The sequence below is a fragment of the Streptomyces sp. XH2 genome (assembly GCF_049725035.1).
GTDB classification, from domain to species: domain Bacteria; phylum Actinomycetota; class Actinomycetes; order Streptomycetales; family Streptomycetaceae; genus Streptomyces; species Streptomyces roseoverticillatus.
The window spans coordinates 1-18,540 of record NZ_JBMMMZ010000004.1; the positions used below are offsets into that span (position 1 = coordinate 1).

At 74.3% G+C, this 18,540-nt stretch carries 16 protein-coding genes; 15 read left to right on the forward strand and 1 reads right to left on the reverse strand.

Annotated features, from left to right (window positions below; genetic code table 11):
- The first annotated feature begins 263 nt into the window (after positions 1-263).
- The 9 genes from ACOTKD_RS09430 (at position 264) to ACOTKD_RS09470 (ending at position 9,005) form a co-directional block, all read left to right on the forward strand.
- Positions 264-1,775, forward strand: coding sequence for an SDR family oxidoreductase (locus ACOTKD_RS09430; RefSeq protein WP_424888414.1), 1,512 nt, complete (start codon positions 264-266; stop codon positions 1,773-1,775).
- Between the two features lie 134 nt (positions 1,776-1,909).
- Positions 1,910-2,368 (forward strand): hypothetical protein, encoded by a 459-nt coding sequence (locus ACOTKD_RS09435; protein ID WP_424888415.1) that lies wholly within the window; start codon positions 1,910-1,912, stop codon positions 2,366-2,368.
- 43 nt (positions 2,369-2,411) lie between these two features.
- A complete protein-coding gene (locus ACOTKD_RS09440) occupies positions 2,412-3,182 on the forward strand; it encodes a GntR family transcriptional regulator (RefSeq protein ID WP_424888416.1) in 771 nt (256 codons plus the stop codon).
- A 140-nt stretch (positions 3,183-3,322) separates the two neighbouring features.
- Positions 3,323-4,444, forward strand: a complete 1,122-nt coding sequence (locus ACOTKD_RS09445; protein ID WP_424888417.1) for a TIGR03364 family FAD-dependent oxidoreductase — start codon at positions 3,323-3,325, stop codon at positions 4,442-4,444.
- Positions 4,445-4,449: 5 nt separating this feature from the next.
- A complete protein-coding gene (locus ACOTKD_RS09450; protein ID WP_424888418.1) occupies positions 4,450-5,154 on the forward strand; it encodes a phosphonatase-like hydrolase in 705 nt (234 codons plus the stop codon).
- Positions 5,151-6,215, forward strand: a complete 1,065-nt coding sequence (locus ACOTKD_RS09455; protein WP_424888419.1) for an ABC transporter ATP-binding protein — start codon at positions 5,151-5,153, stop codon at positions 6,213-6,215. Before ACOTKD_RS09450 ends, ACOTKD_RS09455 begins: the two co-directional genes overlap by 4 nt.
- Positions 6,208-7,098 (forward strand): 2-aminoethylphosphonate ABC transporter permease subunit, encoded by an 891-nt coding sequence (locus tag ACOTKD_RS09460; RefSeq protein ID WP_424888420.1) that lies wholly within the window; start codon positions 6,208-6,210, stop codon positions 7,096-7,098. Before ACOTKD_RS09455 ends, ACOTKD_RS09460 begins: the two co-directional genes overlap by 8 nt.
- Positions 7,085-7,876, forward strand: coding sequence for an ABC transporter permease (locus ACOTKD_RS09465; RefSeq protein ID WP_424888421.1), 792 nt, complete (start codon positions 7,085-7,087; stop codon positions 7,874-7,876). Before ACOTKD_RS09460 ends, ACOTKD_RS09465 begins: the two co-directional genes overlap by 14 nt.
- Before the next feature lie 52 nt (positions 7,877-7,928).
- A complete protein-coding gene (locus ACOTKD_RS09470; RefSeq protein ID WP_424888422.1) occupies positions 7,929-9,005 on the forward strand; it encodes a 2-aminoethylphosphonate ABC transporter substrate-binding protein in 1,077 nt (358 codons plus the stop codon).
- Positions 9,006-9,033: 28 nt separating this feature from the next.
- Here ACOTKD_RS09470 and ACOTKD_RS09475 read toward each other — a convergent pair whose 3' ends face one another.
- Entirely contained in the window at positions 9,034-10,587 is a 1,554-nt protein-coding gene (locus ACOTKD_RS09475; RefSeq protein ID WP_424888423.1) for an ADP-ribosylating toxin, read from the reverse strand.
- 253 nt (positions 10,588-10,840) lie between these two features.
- Between ACOTKD_RS09475 and ACOTKD_RS09480 the strand changes: the two genes are divergently transcribed.
- The 6 genes from ACOTKD_RS09480 to ACOTKD_RS09505 all read left to right on the forward strand — a co-directional run bounded on the left by ACOTKD_RS09480 (position 10,841) and on the right by ACOTKD_RS09505 (position 18,452).
- Positions 10,841-11,524: a Crp/Fnr family transcriptional regulator gene (locus ACOTKD_RS09480; RefSeq protein WP_030364035.1), complete on the forward strand. Its 684-nt coding sequence runs from the start codon at positions 10,841-10,843 to the stop codon at positions 11,522-11,524.
- A 187-nt stretch (positions 11,525-11,711) separates the two neighbouring features.
- Positions 11,712-12,614: a hypothetical protein gene (locus ACOTKD_RS09485; protein WP_424888424.1), complete on the forward strand. Its 903-nt coding sequence runs from the start codon at positions 11,712-11,714 to the stop codon at positions 12,612-12,614.
- Positions 12,611-14,911 (forward strand): hypothetical protein, encoded by a 2,301-nt coding sequence (locus tag ACOTKD_RS09490; RefSeq protein ID WP_424888425.1) that lies wholly within the window; start codon positions 12,611-12,613, stop codon positions 14,909-14,911. Before ACOTKD_RS09485 ends, ACOTKD_RS09490 begins: the two co-directional genes overlap by 4 nt.
- A 61-nt stretch (positions 14,912-14,972) precedes the next feature.
- Positions 14,973-16,142, forward strand: a complete 1,170-nt coding sequence (locus ACOTKD_RS09495; protein WP_424888426.1) for a PE-PGRS family protein — start codon at positions 14,973-14,975, stop codon at positions 16,140-16,142.
- Positions 16,139-16,663 (forward strand): Pycsar system effector family protein, encoded by a 525-nt coding sequence (locus ACOTKD_RS09500; protein WP_424888427.1) that lies wholly within the window; start codon positions 16,139-16,141, stop codon positions 16,661-16,663. Before ACOTKD_RS09495 ends, ACOTKD_RS09500 begins: the two co-directional genes overlap by 4 nt.
- 715 nt (positions 16,664-17,378) lie before the next feature.
- Positions 17,379-18,452 carry a M48 family metalloprotease gene (locus ACOTKD_RS09505; RefSeq protein ID WP_424888428.1) on the forward strand — a complete coding sequence of 358 codons (1,074 nt, stop codon included), beginning with the start codon at positions 17,379-17,381 and terminating at the stop codon, positions 18,450-18,452.
- Positions 18,453-18,540 lie beyond the last annotated feature (88 nt).

Below are 18,540 nucleotides of genomic sequence, written 5' to 3' on the forward strand. Positions count from 1 at the left end.
GTCGACGGCGCCCAGCGACCCCGCAATTGTTAGCGGCACCCAAAACCCCTGACAAGCACTGTGACCTACTACCCCCGCTCATAGCCCCCGGAAATACACCCCCCATTCCCCACCATTCCGCCACCCCACCCACTAACCCGCTTCGTAAGTGACCCACGCCTCATGGGCCGCCTCACACGGAGCGGGCCCCGTCGTCACGCAGGGCGAGCGCGCTGCTGCGTGGCGTCGACCAACCCGGGGACGCGTAGGGAAACGTGGAGCCCATGGACACCAGCGCGCACGTCCCCGGCCCCGCAGCGGAAGCGTCCCGCGTGCTCGTCGTCGGTGCGACGGGCTACATCGGCGGGCGGCTCGTGCCCGTGCTGCTCGGGGCCGGGTACCGGGTGCGGTGCCTCGTCCGCGAGCCGCGGCGGCTGCGGGACCAGCCGTGGGCCGACCGGATCGAGACCGTCAAGGCGGACGTCACCGACCCCGGCACCCTTCCCCCGGCGTTCGAGGGCGTGGACGTCGTCTACTACCTCGTGCACGCCCTCGGCACCGGCACGGACTTCGAGGAGAAGGACCGGCGGGCCGCTCTCGCGGTCGCCCGGACGGCGAAGGAGGCCGGCGTACGGCGGATCGTCTACCTCGGCGGGCTCGCTCCCCGGCAGGTGCCCGAGCGGGACCTCTCGCCCCACCTGCGCTCGCGCGCCGAGGTCGGCCGCATCCTGCTCAACAGCGGCGTGCCCACGGCGCACCTGCGCGCCGCGGTCGTCATCGGTTCGGGTTCGGCGTCCTTCGAGATGCTGCGCCACCTCACCGAGCGGCTCCCCGTGATGATCACACCGCGCTGGGTGAAGACGCGCATCCAGCCGATCGCCGTCCGCGACGTGCTGCGCTGCCTGCTGGCGGCGGCCCGGCTGCCGGACGAGCTCAACCGCGGTTTCGACATCGGCGGCCCCGAAGTCCTGACGTACCGGCAGATGATGGACCGCTACGCGGCCGTCGAACACCTGCCGCGGCGCCTCATCCTTCCGGTGCCGGTGCTCACGCCCGCGCTGTCGAGCCTGTGGGTCGGCCTGGTGACCCCGGTCCCCGGCAGCATCGCCCGGCCGCTGGTGGAGTCGCTGCGCCACGAGGTGGTCTGCCGCGAGCACGACTTCGCGCGCTACGCCCCTGATCCGCCCGAGGGGCTGCTGGGCTTCGACGAGGCCGTCCGCCTGGCCCTCAAGCGCGTACGGGACGCGGACGTGGCCACCCGCTGGTCCTCCGCGTCGCTGCCCGGCGCTCCGAGCGACCCCTTGCCGTCGGATCCCGGGTGGTCCGGGGGCAGCCTCTACGAGGACCGCCGCGAGGTGGCCGTGGCCGCGCCGGCCGAGGAGCTGTGGCGGGTGGTCGAGGGCATCGGGGGCGACAACGGCTGGTACTCGTTCCCGCTGGCGTGGTCGGTGCGCGGGCTCCTGGACCGGCTCGCCGGCGGCGTCGGGCTGCGCCGCGGCCGGCGGGACCCGCACTCCCTGCGCATCGGGGACTCCCTCGACTTCTGGCGCGTGGAGGAGATCGAGCGCGGGCACCTGCTGCGGCTGCGCGCGGAGATGCGCCTGCCCGGGCGCGCCTGGCTGGAGCTGACGGTCACTCCTGACGGGCCGTCGCGCGCCGTCTACCGGCAGCGGGCCCTGTTCCGGCCGCACGGCCTGGCCGGGCACGCCTACTGGTGGAGCGTGGCACCCTTCCACGCCGTCGTCTTCGGCGGCATGGCGCGCAACATCGCGGGGCGTGCCGTCGCGGGCACGTGAGGGAAGCCCACGCCTCCGGTGGGGCCCGGGGGGCGCGCGCCGCCTCCCGCACCACCGCTCGTCCGAGCCGTACCGCACTGTTCGGGCGTCGCCCCGTGTCTGATAGGGGCAAAGCGGAAAAAGGAGACCGATCCATGCCCACGCACACGCCCCCGTCCACGTACCGTTCGCGTACCGCCGGCGTCACCGCCGGCTGCGCCCTGGCCCTCGCGCTGAGTGCGGCAGGCGTCGCCGGCCCGGCGCCGGTGGCCGAAGCCCGGCCGAAGGCGAAGCACTACACGGCGGCGCAGGTGCACAGCTTCCTCGTGAAGTTCTACGGCCAGCACGGCCCGAGCGCGTCCGACCGGATCCACAAGGTCGATGCGGAGCTCCGGAAGAGAGCCGCGGCGGCCAAAGGCCAGGACGTGTTGCTCTGCGCCCGCGGCGTTCCGCGGCACATCGTCGTCGGCAAGGTCACGACCGAGCCGTCGGACATGGGGTGGGCCACGGTCACCACGCGGTGGAAGTCCGGCCCGGACAAGCACCTCACGGCCTACGTGGGCCTGAAGGGCAGCCTGCCGATGAAGCTGTACGACGTGACGTGCGACGGGTGAACCGGCGGCGGGATGCGAGGATCTCGCCGTGGACCCTACGCACATGCACACGCACGGCCTGCCCGGCCGGTCTCCGGGCGCCCCCGTCCGCGCCGGCATCCCCGAGCACGGCCGGATCCCCAAGTACTACGCGGTGAAGGCACAGGTCGCCGGGCTCCTCGACGAGCTGGGCGAGGGCGGGCTCCTGCCCACCGAGCGGGAGCTCGCCGCGCGCTTCGAGGTGTCGCGCGAGACCGTGCGCCAGGCCCTGCGCGAGCTGCTGCTGGAGGGACGGCTGCGGCGCCGGGGGCGCGGCACGGTGGTGGCGGGCCCGAAGCTGGAGCAGCCGCTCGCGCTCGCCAGCTACACCGAGGGGGTGCGCCGCCAGGGCCGGCGCCCGGGGCGCAGCCTCGTCGGCCTGGACCGCCTCGCCTGCCCGGCCGCCCTCGCCCCCGACCTCGGCGTGGAACCCCTGGCCCCCGTCTGGCACCTGGAGCGGGTGCTGCTCGCCGACGACGAGCGGGTGGGGCTGGAGAGCACGTACGTGGCGGTGGAGCGGGCGCCGCGCCTGGATGCGGACTTCGAGCCGGACTCCTCCTTCTACGGCTATCTGCGCGAGCGGCTCAGCATCGGTTTCGGCGACGCGGACGAGCGGCTGGAGACGGTGCTGGCCACGCCGCGCGAGGCCCTGCTGGTCGGCACGCCGCCCGCGCTGCCCATGCTGCTGATCCACCGCGTCTCCCGGGACACCGCGGGCAGGCCGCTGGAGCGGGTGCGGTCGCTGTACCGGGGCGACCGCTTCTCCTTCACCACCCACCTGCGCGGCGAGGACTGAGCACAGCACGAGCACGAACACCACCCCGCCTCCAGAAGTAACGGAATGATAACGGGTCTGGTCCAAGTTTGGCGGCGCGTTTTCCGCCGGTTCGCCGCTCGGCCCTCTGCCCGTCACCCGCCCCGACGACCGTTCACGTCATGCGAGTCATCGTCATCGGAGCCGGCGTGCTGGGAACCATGCACGCCTGGCAGGCAGTCCGGCGCGGCCACGAGGTCGTGCACATCGAGCGCGAGGCCGAGGCCCGCGGGGCCTCCGTCCGCAACTTCGGCCTGATCTGGGTCAGCGGCCGCGCCGCGGGAGAGGAGCTGGCCACCGCCCTGCGGGCCCGCGAACTGTGGGAGGAGATCGGCGACGCCGTCCCCGGCCTCGGCTTCCGCGCCAACGGTTCGCTGACGGCCGTCACCACCGAGGCCGAACTGGCCGTCGCCCGCGCCGCCCTGGCCCGGCCCGACGCCGCCGCCCGCGGCTTCCGCCTCCTCACGCCCGGCGAGGTCCGGGAGGCCGAGCCGGCTCTGCGCGGCGAGCTCCTCGGCGCCCTGGCCTGCGACCGCGACGCGGCCGTCGAGCCGCGCACCGCCCAGCGGGTGCTCAAGGAGGCCCTCCACCGCTCGGGGCGCTACACCTTCCTCGGCGGGCGCGAGGTCCGCGACGTCACCGGCGGGAACACCGTCCGCGACGACCGCGGCGAACTGCACAGCGGCGACGCCGTCGTGCTGTGCACCGGCGCCTGGCTGGGCGGGCTCGCCCGCGAGCTCGCCCCCGGGCTGCCCGTGCGCCGCGTACGGCTGCAGATGATGCAGACGGCCCCGCTGGGCGAGCGGCTCACCACCTCCGTCGCCGACGCCGACAGCTTCCGCTACTACCCCGCCTACGGCGGCGCCGCCCTCGACGCGATGGCCGCCGCCCAGGCCCGGCCCCCGGCCGCCGCCGAGCACAAGATGCAGCTGCTCATGGTCCAGCGCGCCGACGGCGGGCTGACGATCGGCGACACCCACGAGTACGCCGAGCCGTTCGCCTTCGACGTCGACGAGGCCCCGTACGCGCACCTCGCCTCCGTCGCCGAGGCGCTCCTCGGCCGCCCTCTGCCGCAGATCCGCCGGCGCTGGGCCGGGGTCTACGCACAGTGCCTGGACACCTCCCGCGTCGTGCACCGCGAGCGCGTGCGCGACGCCGTCTGGCTGGTGACCGGCCCGGGCGGGCGCGGCATGACCTGCTCGCCCGCCATCGCCGAGACCACCGCGAACGAACTGGGCTGGTGAGACACATGACTTCCGGGAAGACCACCCTCGTCGTCCTCGACATGGCCGGCACCACCGTCGCCGACGACGGCCTCGTCGAAGAGGCCTTCACCGCAGCCGTCCAGGAGCTCGGCGTCGCACCGGGCACCGCGCGCCACACCGAACAGCTCGCCCACGTGCGGGCCACGATGGGCGAGTCGAAGATCTCCGTCTTCCGGCACCTCTTCGCCGGCGACGAGGAACCGGCGCAGCGCGCCAACGCCGCCTTCGAGTCGGTCTACGGGCGCCTGGTCGCCGACGGCCGCTGCGAGCCGGTGCCGGGGGCGCGCGAGGCGGTCGAGCAGCTCCGCCGCGAGGGCCGCACCGTGGTCCTCACCACCGGCTTCGCCCGCGTCACCCAGGACGCGATCCTCACCGCCCTCGGCTGGACGGACCTGGCCGACCTGACCCTGTGCCCCGCCGACGCGGGCGGGCGCGGACGCCCGTACCCCGACATGGTGCTCACCGCCCTGCTGCGCACCCGCGCCGCGGACGACGTCCGGCAGGTCGCGGTCGCCGGCGACACCTCCTACGACATGCGGTCCGGCACCCGGGCGGGAGCGGGCGTCGTGGCCGGCGTCCTGACCGGCGCCCACGACGAAGCCGCGCTGCTCGCCGCGGGCGCGACCCACGTCCTGGGCTCCGTCGCGGAGCTGCCCGGCATCCTGGCACGAGCGGAGGCCGGCCGGTGACCACAGGCATCCGCTTCGAGGACGTCACCGTCGCCTACGGCGGCACCACCGTCCTCGAATCGTTCGGCCTCACCGTCGAACCGGGCGAGGTCATGGCCCTCCTCGGCCCCTCCGGGTCCGGCAAGACGACCGCCCTGCGCGCCGTCGCGGGCTTCGTGCGGCCCACGGCCGGGCGGGTGTTCATCGGCGACCGCGACGTCACCGGGCTTCCGCCGCACCGGCGCGGCGTCGGCATGGTGGTCCAGCAGTACGCGCTCTTCCCGCACATGAAGGCCGAGGCAAACGTCGCCTTCGGGCTCAAGGCGCGCAAGGCGCCGCGCGGCGAGATCACCGCGCGGGTCGCGGAGGCGCTGGAGATGACGGGCATGTCCGCGTACGCCGGGCGCTACCCGCGCGAGCTCTCCGGCGGCCAGCAGCAGCGCGTGGCCATCGCGCGGGCGCTGGCCGTCCGGCCGGGCGTGCTCCTCCTGGACGAGCCGCTGTCCGCGCTGGACGCGCAGCTGCGCTCCGGGATGCTCGCCGAGCTGGCCCGCCTGCACCGCGAACTGCCGGACGTCAGCATGCTGTACGTCACCCACGACCAGGTCGAGGCGCTGACCCTCGCCGACCGGATCGCCGTCATGGACGGCGGGCGCCTGCAGGACTGCGGCACCCCGCAGGACCTCTACCGGCGGCCCGGCACCGCGTTCACGGCCTCCTTCGTCGGCAGCGCGAACCTCCTGCCCGTGACGGTCACCGACGGCGGCGTCCGCCTCGGCGGCACGCGGCTGGACGTGCCGGCCGGCGGCGCGGCGGCGGGGGCGTCCGCCACGCTGTGCGTCCGCCCGCACCTGGTCGGCCTCGGAGAGGGGCCGAACGCCCTGCGCGGGACGGTCGCGGAGGTCCAGTGGCGCGGTGCGACGCACCGCCTGGGCGTCGACGTCGCCGGTCATCGGGTGACGGCCGAGCTGCGCGAACTCCGCGAGACGCCGCCGCTCGGCACCGAGGTCACCGTGCACTTCGCCGCGCACGACGCGGTGCTGCTGCCGGCCGGCGCGGGCGGGGGCGGGGCCCGTGGCTAGCACCGAAGCGCTGTCCGGGCGGCCGCCCGCGGCCCTGCCCCGGCTCAGGGTGCCGGCGTGGGCTCTGGTCCTGCCGCCCGTCGCCGCCCTCGGGCTCGTCTTCCTCCACCCCCTCGCGCTCGTCCTGTGGCAGTCGGTGTCCCCGGAGGGCGGCGGGCACGGATTCTCCGCGTACGCCGACGTGTTCGCCCAGGACGCGTTCCGCGACGCCCTGCGCAACACCGTGCTGATCGCCGCCGGATCCACCGCCGGGGCCCTCGTCCTCGGCTTCTCCCTCGCCCTGGTCATCGCCTTCGTGCCGTTCCCCGGCGGCAGGGCCGTCGGCCGGTTCGTCGACGTCTTCCTGTCCTTCCCCTCCTTCCTCATCACCCTCGCGCTGCTCTTCGTCTACGGCAGCGCCGGCATGGCCAACGGCGTGTGGACCGGGGTGACCGGCGCCGCGTCCGGCCCGTTCGACTTCCTGCACACGCCCTGGGGCGTGCTGCTCGCGGAGATCACGTACTTCACGCCGTTCGTGATGCGACCGCTGCTCGGCGCCTTCTCACAACTGGAGACGGCCCAGCTCGACGTCGCGGCCTCACTCGGGGCCGGGGCGCCGCGGATCATCAGGCAGGTGATCCTGCCCGAGGCCCTGCCCGCGCTGGCGGCGGGCGGCTCGCTCGTCCTGGTGATGTGCCTCAACGAATTCGGCATCGTCCTCTTCACCGGCGCGAAGGGCGTGACGACCCTTCCCGTGCTCGTCTACGGCAAGGCGATCCTCGACGGCGACTACACGGGTGCCTGTGTGGTGGCCGTCGTCAACATCGCCCTCTCTCTGGCGCTGTACGGGCTCTACCGGATGCTCACCACCCGCATGGACGGAGTCCGCCGTGCTCGTGCATAGCCCTCGTGCCCGCCGGGCGGTCCAGGCCGCCTTCCTCGTCCTCTTCCTCCCCGTCTTCGCGCTGCCGTTCCTCGTCATCGTGGCCGCGTCCCTGGCCACCGGGTGGAGCGGAGCACTCCCTTCGGGGGCGACCCTCGACCACTACCGGGCCGTCGCCCGGGGCGACTCCCTCGACGCGCTCGTCACCAGCGTGCTGACCGCCCTCGGGGCCTCCGCCGCCGCCCTCGTCACCGGCACCTGGGCGGCCCTCGCGGCCCGGGGCACACGGGCTCGCCGCGTGGTCGACGTGCTGTTCGTGCTGCCGGTCGCCGTACCGTCCGTGGTCGTCGGCCTGTCCCTCCTGGTCGCCTTCTCCAAGCCGCCGTTCCTGCTCAACGGCACCCCGGCGATCGTCGTCCTGGCGCACACGATCCTGGTGACCGCCTTCGCGCACCAGTCCGTGGCCGCGGCCCTGGACCGCCTCGACCCCGCCTGCGAGCAGGCCGCCGCGAGCCTGGGCGCGAGCCCCCTGCGCGTGCTCGTCCAGGTGAGGCTGCCGCTGCTGCTGCCCTCCCTCTCCGCCGCCGCGGGGCTCTGCTTCGCCCTGTCCATGGGCGAGCTCAGCGCCACGATGATGCTCTACCCGCCGGACTGGCTGCCCCTGCCCGTCAAGGTGTTCGCCGCCACCGACCGCGGCGCGCTCTTCCCCGGTGCCGCGCTCGCCGTCGTGCTCATGGCCACGACGCTCCTCGCCCTGACCGCGGTCTCCCGGATCCGCACCCGGGCCGCCTACCGCTGAGCCCGTCCCCTCCCCCTCTCCCCCGTACGCACTCGAAGGAGCGCGATCCCCCATGCCCCGTTCCCCCCGCCCCCGCCGTTCCTCCCGCGTCCCGCTCGCCTCCGCCGCCGCCTTCCTCCTCGCCCTCCCGCTCACCGCATGCGGCGGGACGGCGGGCGCCGACGAGCAGGAGATCACCCTCTACAGCGCCGACGGGCTCAAGGCCGAGGACGGCTCCGGCTTCTACGACAAGGTCTTCAAGGGCTTCGAGAAGGAGACCGGCATCAAGGTCCGCTACGTCGAGGGCGGCTCCGGCGAGATGGTGCAGCGCCTGGCCCGGGAGAAGTCCAACACCAAGGCGGACGTCGTCGTCACGCTGCCGCCCTTCGTCCAGCAGGCCGACGGCAAGGGACTGCTCGCCGCCTACCGCCCGCAGGGCTCGGACAAGGTCGCGGACGGCGACAAGGCCGCCTCCGGCACCTGGACCACGATCGCCGGCAACTACCTCTGCTTCATCTACAACTCCAAGGAGCTCAAGGACGCCCGGCCCAGGACCTGGAAGGACCTCCTCGACCCGCGCTTCGAAGGCAAGCTGCAGTACTCGACGCCCGGGGTGGCCGGCGACGGCACGGCCGTCCTCGTCAAGGCCGTGCACGACTTCGGCGGCAAGGAACCCGCCATGGCGTACCTCAAGGAGCTGCAGAAGAACAACGTCGGCCCGTCGCGCTCCACCGGCCAGCTCGCCCCCAAGGTGAACAAGGGCGAACTCCTCGTCGCCAACGGGGACGTCCAGATGAACTTCGCCAACAGCAAGTCGATGCCTGACCAGGGCATCTTCTTCCCCGCGGGCGACGACGGCAAGCCCACCACGTTCGCCCTCCCCTACGCGGCGGGGCTTGTGAAGAACGCCCCGCACGGCGAGAACGCCAGGAAGTTCCTGGACTACCTCCTCAGCGAGGGCGTGCAGCGCGACGTCTCGGCCGTCGGCGGCGGCTTCGCGGCCCGTACGGACGTCAAGGCGACCGACCCCAATGCCGTCGCCCTCGCCCGCGTCATGCGGGGCGTGGAGATCTTCCGCCCCGACTGGGCCGAGGTCGGCGAGAACCTGCCCTCGTACGTGGACGCCTGGAAATCCGCCACCGGCAGCTGAGCGGCCGCCGGTGGCGGGAGCGCACGCGTCAGCGGTCCCAGTCCTCGTTCCAGATCAGGGTGTTGCACTGCGCGACCTCGGCCTTGGCCTGCACCACGGCCCGCTGCTTCGACTCCAGGACCCGGCCCTGGTCGGTCTTCAGCCGGTAGAAGACGTCGAAGGTCCGGCTGGAGCCGAGCCCGTGGGGGACGAGCCAGCCGGGGGACTTCCCGTCCGCCACCGGGTACGTGTACTCACTGCCGCCCCGCTCCCGCACCACGACCTGCGTCTTCGAGGGGACCTTCTCGTTCGCGGGCACCTTCCCGGCCGTCTCCCACAGGACGTCCATGTAGGTCCACCACACGCTGCACGGCAGGGACGCCCGCGGCACGGGCAGGATCGGCAGCGCTCCGGCGTCGAGGCGCGGCGCCGGGGGCGGGTCGGCCGTCGCCGTGCGGAAGACGTCCACGAGCACCTCGACGAGCTGCTCGGTGAGGAGGACGGCGTCGACGACCTCGCCGACGACGGGGACGACCTGGGCGGCCGCGAGCGCGGCGAGCGCCACGGCGTTGACGGCGATCGCCTCGGCGTCGCCGTGCTGGATCCCGTCGGCGATGCCGAGCGCCTGGCCGAGACCGGGGACGACCGCGCCGGTGACGGCGGCCTTGTCGAGGGTGGTGGCGTTCTTGTCGGAGAACGTCTTCGCCATGCCGTACACCCACGTGCCGACGCCGGCGGCCGAGGCGGCGACGTGGGCGCCGCTGACCTCGCGGACCTTGGCGCGGGTGAGTTCCGCGGTGGAGTGCGCCTCGCCCCAGGTCGGGCCCTCGGGGCTGCGCTTGGGCAGTCGCTCCACGTGCTCGGCGTCCTGGACGACCTTCTTCGCCGTGGCCTTGGCCTTCTCCTCGACCTTGTCCCAGTCCACGGGCAGGCAGCGGTCGGCCGACCGCTTGACGCGTCCGGTGGGGGCGAGGCAATTGGCCGGGGCCGCCGCGTAGATCGCGGCGTCCATGGCCGAGTTCTTGCCACGGAACTCGACCGCCTTCTCGGCCTTGGCGCGCTCGGCCATCTTCCAGGGGACGATGAACTCGCTCTGCCCCGTGCCGTCGTCGGCGATCTTCAGGACGGTGTTCTTCTCCCCGAGCGCGTCCATCAGCGGCTTGCCGGCGGGAACGCCGAACTCTTCCTTGACGAATCTCAGCTGGCGGTCGAGGAAGGCCTCGCCGGTCTCGTCGGCTCTGTGCGCGAGGTGGACCGTGGCCACGTTCACCTCGTCCGGCAGCGTCACGCGGACGACTCCACCGGCGGCCGTGCCCTCCTCGTTGGTGCTGTAGCCGGCGGCGTGCCCGGTGGTCTCGGCCAGGTAGAGCCCCTTCCAGTCAGGGTCGTGGTTCCCGGCGTTGCCGACCGGGCGGAGCCCTTCGAGGATCGAGTCGAGGTGACCGGGCTTGTAGCCGTGGAACGCCTCCAGGCCGGTCTGCGTGGCCCGGGTGATCCGGTCGCCGCCGGGGGCGGGGGCGGCGTGGGCCGGTTCGGCGGAAGCGGCCGCCATCATTCCGGCGAAGGCCGTCGTGGCGAAAACGCGCTGCGTCGATATGCGCATACTGCTCCTCATGCGTGACAGGGGGGACGGGAGGGGTGATGCGGAAGTTGAGGATGATCCTGCCGTAGAGGACGAGACCGGGAACATTGGCCTCAAGTAGGGCAGTACGCGCCGCGACCCCCGCCGGGGGAACGACTCGCCCCCGCCAACCGGAGGGGTTTAGTCCGCTGTGGTGGCCGTACTCTCCGTCTTCCCGCCCCCGGACCGGGCACGGAGACCGTCGGGCAGGCGGGAGAGGGAGGAGAGGCAGGCGATGGAGTTCGAGGACCGTGTTCCCTTCGTGGTCCGGCTGGAGGCCGAGGACCGGCAGGCGCTCTTCGAAAGCGCGACGCCCCTCGTCTTCAGCGCCCGGCAGGTGCTCCTGCGCGAGCACGAGCCCACGGCGCACGTGCTGATCCTGCTCTCCGGCTGGACGAAGGTGACCTCCGCGGCCGCCAACGGCTACGAGGCCCTGCTGGCGCTGCGCGGGCCCGGCGACATCGTCGGGGAGGGGGCCGTGCTCAGCGGGCGGCCCCGAGGGGCGACGGTGACGGCGCTGGGACGGGTCGAGACGCTGGCCGTCGACGCGGACCGGTTCAGCGGCCTCCTCGACGAACGGCCCGACATCTCCCGGAAGTTGCTGGCGCTTACTGCGGACCGGATGCGCGACAGCGACCGCCGGCGCCTGCAGTACGCGGCCCTGAACGTCCAGGAGCGGCTGGCCCTGCTCCTGCTGGAGCTGATCCGCAGCCACGGCGAGGAAGCGGAGGACGGCGTGCAGCTGACGCCCGGGCTCACCCAGAGCGAACTCGCCGGCTCGGTCGGCGCCTCCCGAGAGGCCGTCGCCCGGCTGCTCAAGGGGCTGCGGGAGCGGGGCATCGTCCGCACGGGACGGCGCGGGCTGGTGGTGATGCGGCCCGACGTGCTGCGGAGGATGGCGCGCCAGGGCGACCGGTGACGGGGCCGCGGCCGGTGCCGGCCCGCGGCCGGCCGTGTTGCGCTTGTGTGTACGTCGTCACATCGCGAGTGTGCTAGTTTCCGTCGCCTCAAACTCCGTCCCAGTGGCATCTTTCCGGTGTCAAGAAGGCCTCAACGGCCCACGCCCCCACAGCCCTTCACGTCCACGTCCCCAGCGGAAGGCGGCCATGCGCGAGCCTGTCAACCGGACCATCCTGCTCCTCGACATCGAGCGGTTCAGCCGCCGCGACGACGTGGTGCAGGCCGTGCTCCGGCGCACCCTGAACACGGTCGTCGACCAGACCCTGGTGACGGCCGGCGTCGAGGCCACCCAGCAGTACCGCGAGGACCGCGGTGACGGCCTGATCGTGCTCATCAGCGGCGACGTGGCCAAGACCGCGGTCCTGCGCGCGCTCCTCACGGTCACGCCCGAACTCCTCCACGACCACAACCGGCTCGCCTCGGGCGGCGCGCAGATGCGCCTGCGGATGGTGCTCGCCGCCGGCGAGGTCGCCCACGACCCGCAGGCCGGCACCACCGGAGGGCTCGTCGGGCACGACCTCAACCAGGCCTTCCGCCTGCTCGACTCGGACGCCCTGCGCCGGGCTCTCGCCGAACAGGCGGACGGGCACTGCGTCCTGGCCGTGAGCACGCCGGTGTACGAGGGGGTGGTCCGCCACGGTCACCACGGGGTCCGGCCGGAACTGTTCCGGCACACGGACGTGACGGTGAAGGACGGGGTGCTGTCCGCGTGGATCCAGGGGGGCGGGGCGGCGGCGGAAGCCGTGGGCGGGGAGGCCGAGGCGGCCGGGAGCCGGGAGACCGGGGGCGGTTCCTCTCCGTCCCCCGCACCCCGGCCCCCGGCCCGGGCACAAGCTCCGGCTCCCGCTCCCGCGCGCCCCACGGGCGCTGTCTTCCACTTCCACGGCGCTCCGGTGGTGCACGGCTCGCTGGTCGGCGGCGACCAGCACGGCGTGAGCGGCGGGCACGTCACCGGAGACGTCATCCTCGGCGGCTCCGGATCCGGCGCCGGGTCCGCCCCGGCCGACCCCGCCGGGGAACCCCGCATCGAGGACGGAGACCGGTCGTGAACGCCCCGCACGAAGGCCGGGCGGCCGCCGACGAGCCGGCGCCCGCGGAGTCCGCCCCGCCGGGCCGGGCCGCGGGCGACGCTCCGGACGCGGACCCCGGACCGGGCCCGGCCGGCCCGGCCTCCGCAACCGCCGCCGACCCGGAGCCCGACCCCGAGACGGAGCACGCCTGGGACTCCCGCCGCGACCTCTACCGCCACAGCCCGGGCATCATGCTCGGCCGCTCCGCGCGGCTCGGCGGCTCGCTCGTCGGCGGCGACCAGCACGGCGTGAGCGGCGGACAGGTCACCGGAGACGTCATCCTCGGCGGCAGCAAGGTCGAATACCGTCTCGGCGGGGACGACGAGGAGCGGTCCGGCGAGATCCCCGCCGCGGAAGTCGAGGCCCTCGCACGGAACTTCGCCTTCCCCTCCGGCGGCGAAGGCGAAGACGGCACCCCGGGCGACACATGGGAGCCCGGCAGCCCCTTCGCCCTCGCGCTCGCCCGGCTCAAGGAGCACCGCGTCGCCGTCCTCTCCGGCCCCGCGACCACCGGGCGCCGCGCCGCGGCCCTCATGCTGCTGCGCGCCGTCGGCTCGACGGCCTACCGGGCCCTTGACCCCGCGCTCTCCCCCGGACGCCTTGCCGGAGAGGTGCGCGACGCGTGCGGTCACCTCATCGACGACTTCCCCACCAGCGCGGAACAGCCCCTGCGCGAGCACCACTTACGCGCCCTGAGCGAGAAGCTCGGCGCGGCCGGGAGCCACCTCGTGGTCGTGGTCGGGCCGCACCCCGTCGTCCACGGCGGCGCCGGGCCCGTCCCGTGGCGGCCGCCGGAGCCCGCGGCCCTGCTCCGCAGCCATCTGCGCCACAAGGACCTGGCCGGTCACGGCGTCGAAACGCTCCTGGCCCTCCCCGAAGTGCGGGCGGTCCTGAGGCACCGGCGCCCCGTCGCCGACCTGGCCGCCTTCGCCGACCGCATCGCCGCGCACGCCCAGGGGCTCCTTCCCCTCGCCGGCCTCGCCGCCTACGGCCACTACGCCGCCGAGCGGCAAGTGCGGGCCTGGTTCGACGGCACCGAACAGACCCTGCACGACAAGGCGTTCCTGATCGCGCTCGCCACCTTCAACGAGGCCCCGTACCCGCTCACCGCAGAGCTCAGCGATGTCCTCTTCGGCCTGCTGCAGCGCATCGAAAACCCCGGGGAGCCGGCCCGCATCCCCGTCTTCGGCACCTCCAGCGCCCAGCGCGTCGAACACGCCCAGGCCGACCGTTATCTGGAGACCGAGGAGACCGAATGGGGGCCGGTGCTGCAGACGAAGGTGCAGTTCCGGGACCCGCTCACGGCCATCACCCTGCTCCGCGAGGTCTGGACCGGCCACCCGTCGGCCCGCCCCGCCCTCGTGACCTGGCTGCGCCGCCTGGCGGACGACCCCCGCCCTGTCGTCCGCACCCGGGCCGCCTCCACCGCGGCGGTCCTGGCACACGCCGACCTGCCGTCGACCATGGCCCTCCTCGTCCGCCCCTGGGTCTTCGAAACACGGCTCCGCGCGCGGCTGGCCGCCGCCAACGCGCTCGCCCTCGCCCACCACCTGGGCACGCCCCACGTGCCGCGCATCCTGCGGGAGTGGTGCACGGCCGACGACCACCGGCTGCGCCGGGCGGCCGTGCGGACGTACGCCCTCGTGGGCGACGCGTTCGCCGGGGAGGCCGTCGAGGCGCTCCTGGCGGCGGTGCGCGCCATGGAGGCGCGGGGCGGACCGGTCCGCACGTGGCCGGCCGAGCTCGACGAACTCGCCCAGTCCGCCGCCGCCGTGCTCCTCGCGGCCGGCCAGAACGCGGGCGCGTGGGAGGCCGGGGGCGCCGCGGCCGAGCTGTGGCCCGCCCTCGTGCCGCTGACCCGCGGCGGCCTCGCCCGGGACTTCGCCCTGCGCACGGTCGTCCACGCCTGCGGCCCCGCCGACGGCGCCGGCGGCCGCCCGCTCCTCCTCGACCTGTTCGGCCGTGCCGAGGCCACCGCCGGCACCCCCGGCGCGCTGCTCCGGCAGTCGCTCGCCGCCCTGTGGCGCATGGTCCTCAACGACCCGCTGTACTCCGCGTCCGGCTTGGCGGCCATGCGCGGCTGGGTCCGGTCCGCCGCCGGCGACCGGGACGCCGAACGCGCCCTCGCCGAGCTGCTGCCGCTGCTGGCCGTGTCGGTCGAGGACACGAAGCGGCTCGTCTACCTGCTGGAGAACCTGCGCGGCGGGGCGGACCCGGCTCCGCCCTCCGTGGCCCTCCGGCTGCGCGGCGCGCTGTCCCCGCCGCCCGCGCCGTGACCACCCGGCAGCCCCGCTCCACTCGATCCCGCGTGCAACCGTCCCGAGGAGAAGCAGCACCATGATGAGCCCGCAGCACCAGTGGCAGCAGGACGCGAACCGCCACTCGCAGCTCGTCGACCCCGTCGTCACGATCCAGGAGCTGTCGCGCTTCAAGCCGCTCCGCACCACGCGCATCGACTACGCCCTGGTCTTCACCACGGCCCAGGGCGGCCTCGACACCTTCCTGCCGCCGAGCCGCCCGAGCCGCGCCGAGGTCGCCACCCGCCGGTGGACCACCGTGTACGAGGTGGACACGGGCCTGCACGACGCCGGCGCGGTCCTCTCGCTGCCCAGCAGCAACGACGCCTTCCTCTTCGAGGTGACCCTGACCTGCAGCTGGCAGGTCCACGACCCCGCGGCGTTCGTCGCCAGCGGGGAGCGCAACGTGCCCGGCCTCGTGCAGCGGCGCGTCGACGACGCCGTACGGCCCGTCCTGCGCGCGTACGCGATGGAGGACAGCGCGGCGGCGGAGAAGGAGGCGCAGCAGGCGCTCGAAGCCGCCGGGCCGCTCGGCGCGGGTGCCGGGCTGCACGTGCGGTGCGGCCTCCAGATCCGCCGGGACGAGGCGGCCCTGACGCACGCGCGGGAACTGCGCGACATCGAGTTCGCGCGGCAGAAGCTCGACCCCCGGCACGCGCTGCTGATGCGGGAGGACGAACTGGCGGCCGAGCGGGCGCTCGCCCAGGGGCAGCACGAGCACCGGATCGAGCTGCAGCACCAGAACCTCGGCCACGAGCGGCAGCTGATCCGCGGGCAGCAGGAGCTGGAACTGCAGGAGATCGAGGCCAAGAAGATCCAGTACTACGCGTACTACCTGGAGCGCGGCGGGCCCGCCGCCCTGGCCTTCCACCTCGCCCAGCACCCCGAGGACGGACGCCTGGTCCTGGAGAGCCTCCGGGCCGACCAGACCCACGCCATGCAGAACCAGCTGCAGGTCGCACTGCAGGCCTTCGGCGGCGGGCCGGGCCGGCTCGAAGAGCACCAGCTGGACGAGCTGCGCAGGCAGACCATGAACGCGGCGAGGGGGGCTCTCATGCCCGACAGCGCGCCCGCGGTCGAGGGGCCCGCGGCGGGGGGCGACGCCGCACCGCAGGCCGCACCGCCGCAGGAGCCCCGGGACGGTACGCCCCCGCCGGACGCGGGCCCCGTCTTCGGATACCGTCCGCCCACCCCGCCTCCCGGCCGATGACGGCCGGCGAGCCCGCGCCGGCCGCCGCCGCACCGCGGACCGCCGAGCGGCTGCTCTCCGAACTGCGCCAAGAGGCGGCCCGGGCCGACACCAAGGGCTCCGTCCTCGTGGCGGCGCAGGGCATGGCCGCCTCCGTGCTCGTCGGCGTGCTCGCCGTCCGGGGCTGGCAGCCGGCGTCCCTCTCGCTCTTCGGCGAGGTGCTGTGGTGGGCGGGCGCGGTGTGCTTCCTCGGCTCGCTGCTCTCGCTGCTGATGTCGGTGATCCCGCGCTACCGCACGCACGGCTGGCGCCCCGGCCTGCCGATCACCCACTTCGCCGACATCCGCGGCGCCTCCCGCCGAGGCCCTGCGGCGCTGGAAGAAGCGCTACGGGAGACCGAGCGCGCTCCCACGGCCGCGGTCCTCGCGGCACTCACGGAAAACAGCCGGATCGTCGCCGGCAAGTACGGGTGGCTGCGCGCGGGCATGGCCGGGTTCACGGCCGCGATGGTGCTGCTGCCGGGCGCGCTCCTCGTCGGCTGACCGCCGACCACCTTTTTCGTACGACCAGTCAGGAGGCGACACCGCCATGCCCGAACAGGACCGTCCCGCCACGCCCGGGGCACCACCGCCGACGGCTCCGTTACGGCAGGATCCGCCGCCACACCCGGAGCCGCCGGCACCGCCGCCGTATCCGCGGGCGCATGCGGCGGCGCCTCCGCCGCGGTACCCGGGGCAGGCGGATGCCCCGGAGCACCCGGGGCAGGCGGAACCTCCGGCGCACCCGGGACAAGCCGCTCCCCGGGCATACCCGGAGCACGCAGGCCCTCCGGCCCACCCGCGCCCGGCAGAGCCTCCGGCGTACCCGGGCCCGGCAGCATCCCCGGCGCACCCGGGCGCGGAAACGCCCCCGGCCTACCCGGATCGGACCGCGCCCCCGTCCTACCCCGAACACGCAGACCCTCCGGTCTGTCCGGACCCGGCAGAACCTCCCGCCTACCCGGGCGAGGAGGCGCCACCCCCGTACCCGCAGGAAGCAACTCCTCCGCCCCCGTATCCGGGTCAGGAGACCCCGCCCGCCTACCCGCAGGAGGCACCCGCGGCGTACCCGGGCGGTAGCGCACCGCCACCGCCGTACCCCGCCGATGCGGCCGCTCCCGTCCGTCCCGGGGGCGAGCCGTTCCCTCCGGGCGAGGAGGCCGCGCCGGACCGGACCGGCCCCGGGATCGTTCCGCCTCCCCCGGCAGGGGACCCCGGGTTGCCGCAGCCCGGCACCGCCGACGCCGTCGTCAACGCCGCCGGACACGACGACTTGGCGCTGCAGTCGGGGCGCAAGCACCTCAAGGCCCATCAGCGCGGAGTGGACGGCGCGGCCCTCTCCCAGCTCGTGGTGACGATTCCCACCGCGCTGATCAGCCTCGCCGTGGTCTCGTTCGCCTCCGCCCTGCTCAACCCCGTGCTCGGCCTGCTGCTGCCCGTGGTGTGGCTGCTGTCCGGGCCGCTGGTGTTCCACCGTTCCACGGAAGCCGCGATCGCCCGCCGCCTGCTGGGCATGAGGCGGCCCACCCCGGCGGAAGCGGAGCGGCTGGCCGCGGTGTGGGAGGAGGTGACGCGTCGTGCAGGCGTGAACCAGGGCACGTACGAGCTGTGGGTGCAGGAGCGTGCCGAGCTCAACGCGACGGCCGCGGCCGGCCACATCGTCGGTGTCACCCGGCACGCGCTGGAGCGGTTGCCGAACTCCCGGCTGGCGGCCGTCCTGGCGCACGAGCTGGGCCACCACGTGGGCGGGCACACGTGGGCGGGCATGCTCGCCGACTGGTACGCGCTGCCGGCCCGTACGGTGTGGCGGTTGATCACCACGGGCCTGCTCCTTCTGCTGGGGTCGAGGAACGTGGCGGGGATCGCCTGCGGAGGGTGCCTCTCCCTGACGTTCCTGTGGTTCGTGTACGTGCTGACGTTCACGGAGTCGATGTGGTGGCTCACCCTGCCGGTGGCGATCGGTCCGCTCTTCGTCGCCTGGCTGCACCGCAGGGCCGAGTGCCGCGCGGACGACTACGCGGCCGGGCTGGGGTTCGGCGACGAGCTGATGGCGGTGCTGGCGGAGGAGCACCGGGCGCGGACGACGCCGCCCGTGCCGGCGGCGCCTCCGGCACCGTACGACGCCTACGGTCCTCCCCTGCCGCCGGGCACTCCGCCGCCGCCCCCGCAGCCCACCAAGGCCGAGCCCGCCGCCCACCCGGTGGTGCGCGGCGCCCACTCGCGCTTCGAAGAGCGTCTGAGGCACCTGCAACGCAACGCCGCCACTCGCCACCGCCCCACCGGGCAGCCGTAGGACGACGGCTTCTCCGGCCCGGCGGCCGGCCGCGGTGGTCCGGATGGGGGCGGGCATACTGGGCCGCGGATGACCCGACCTGATCATG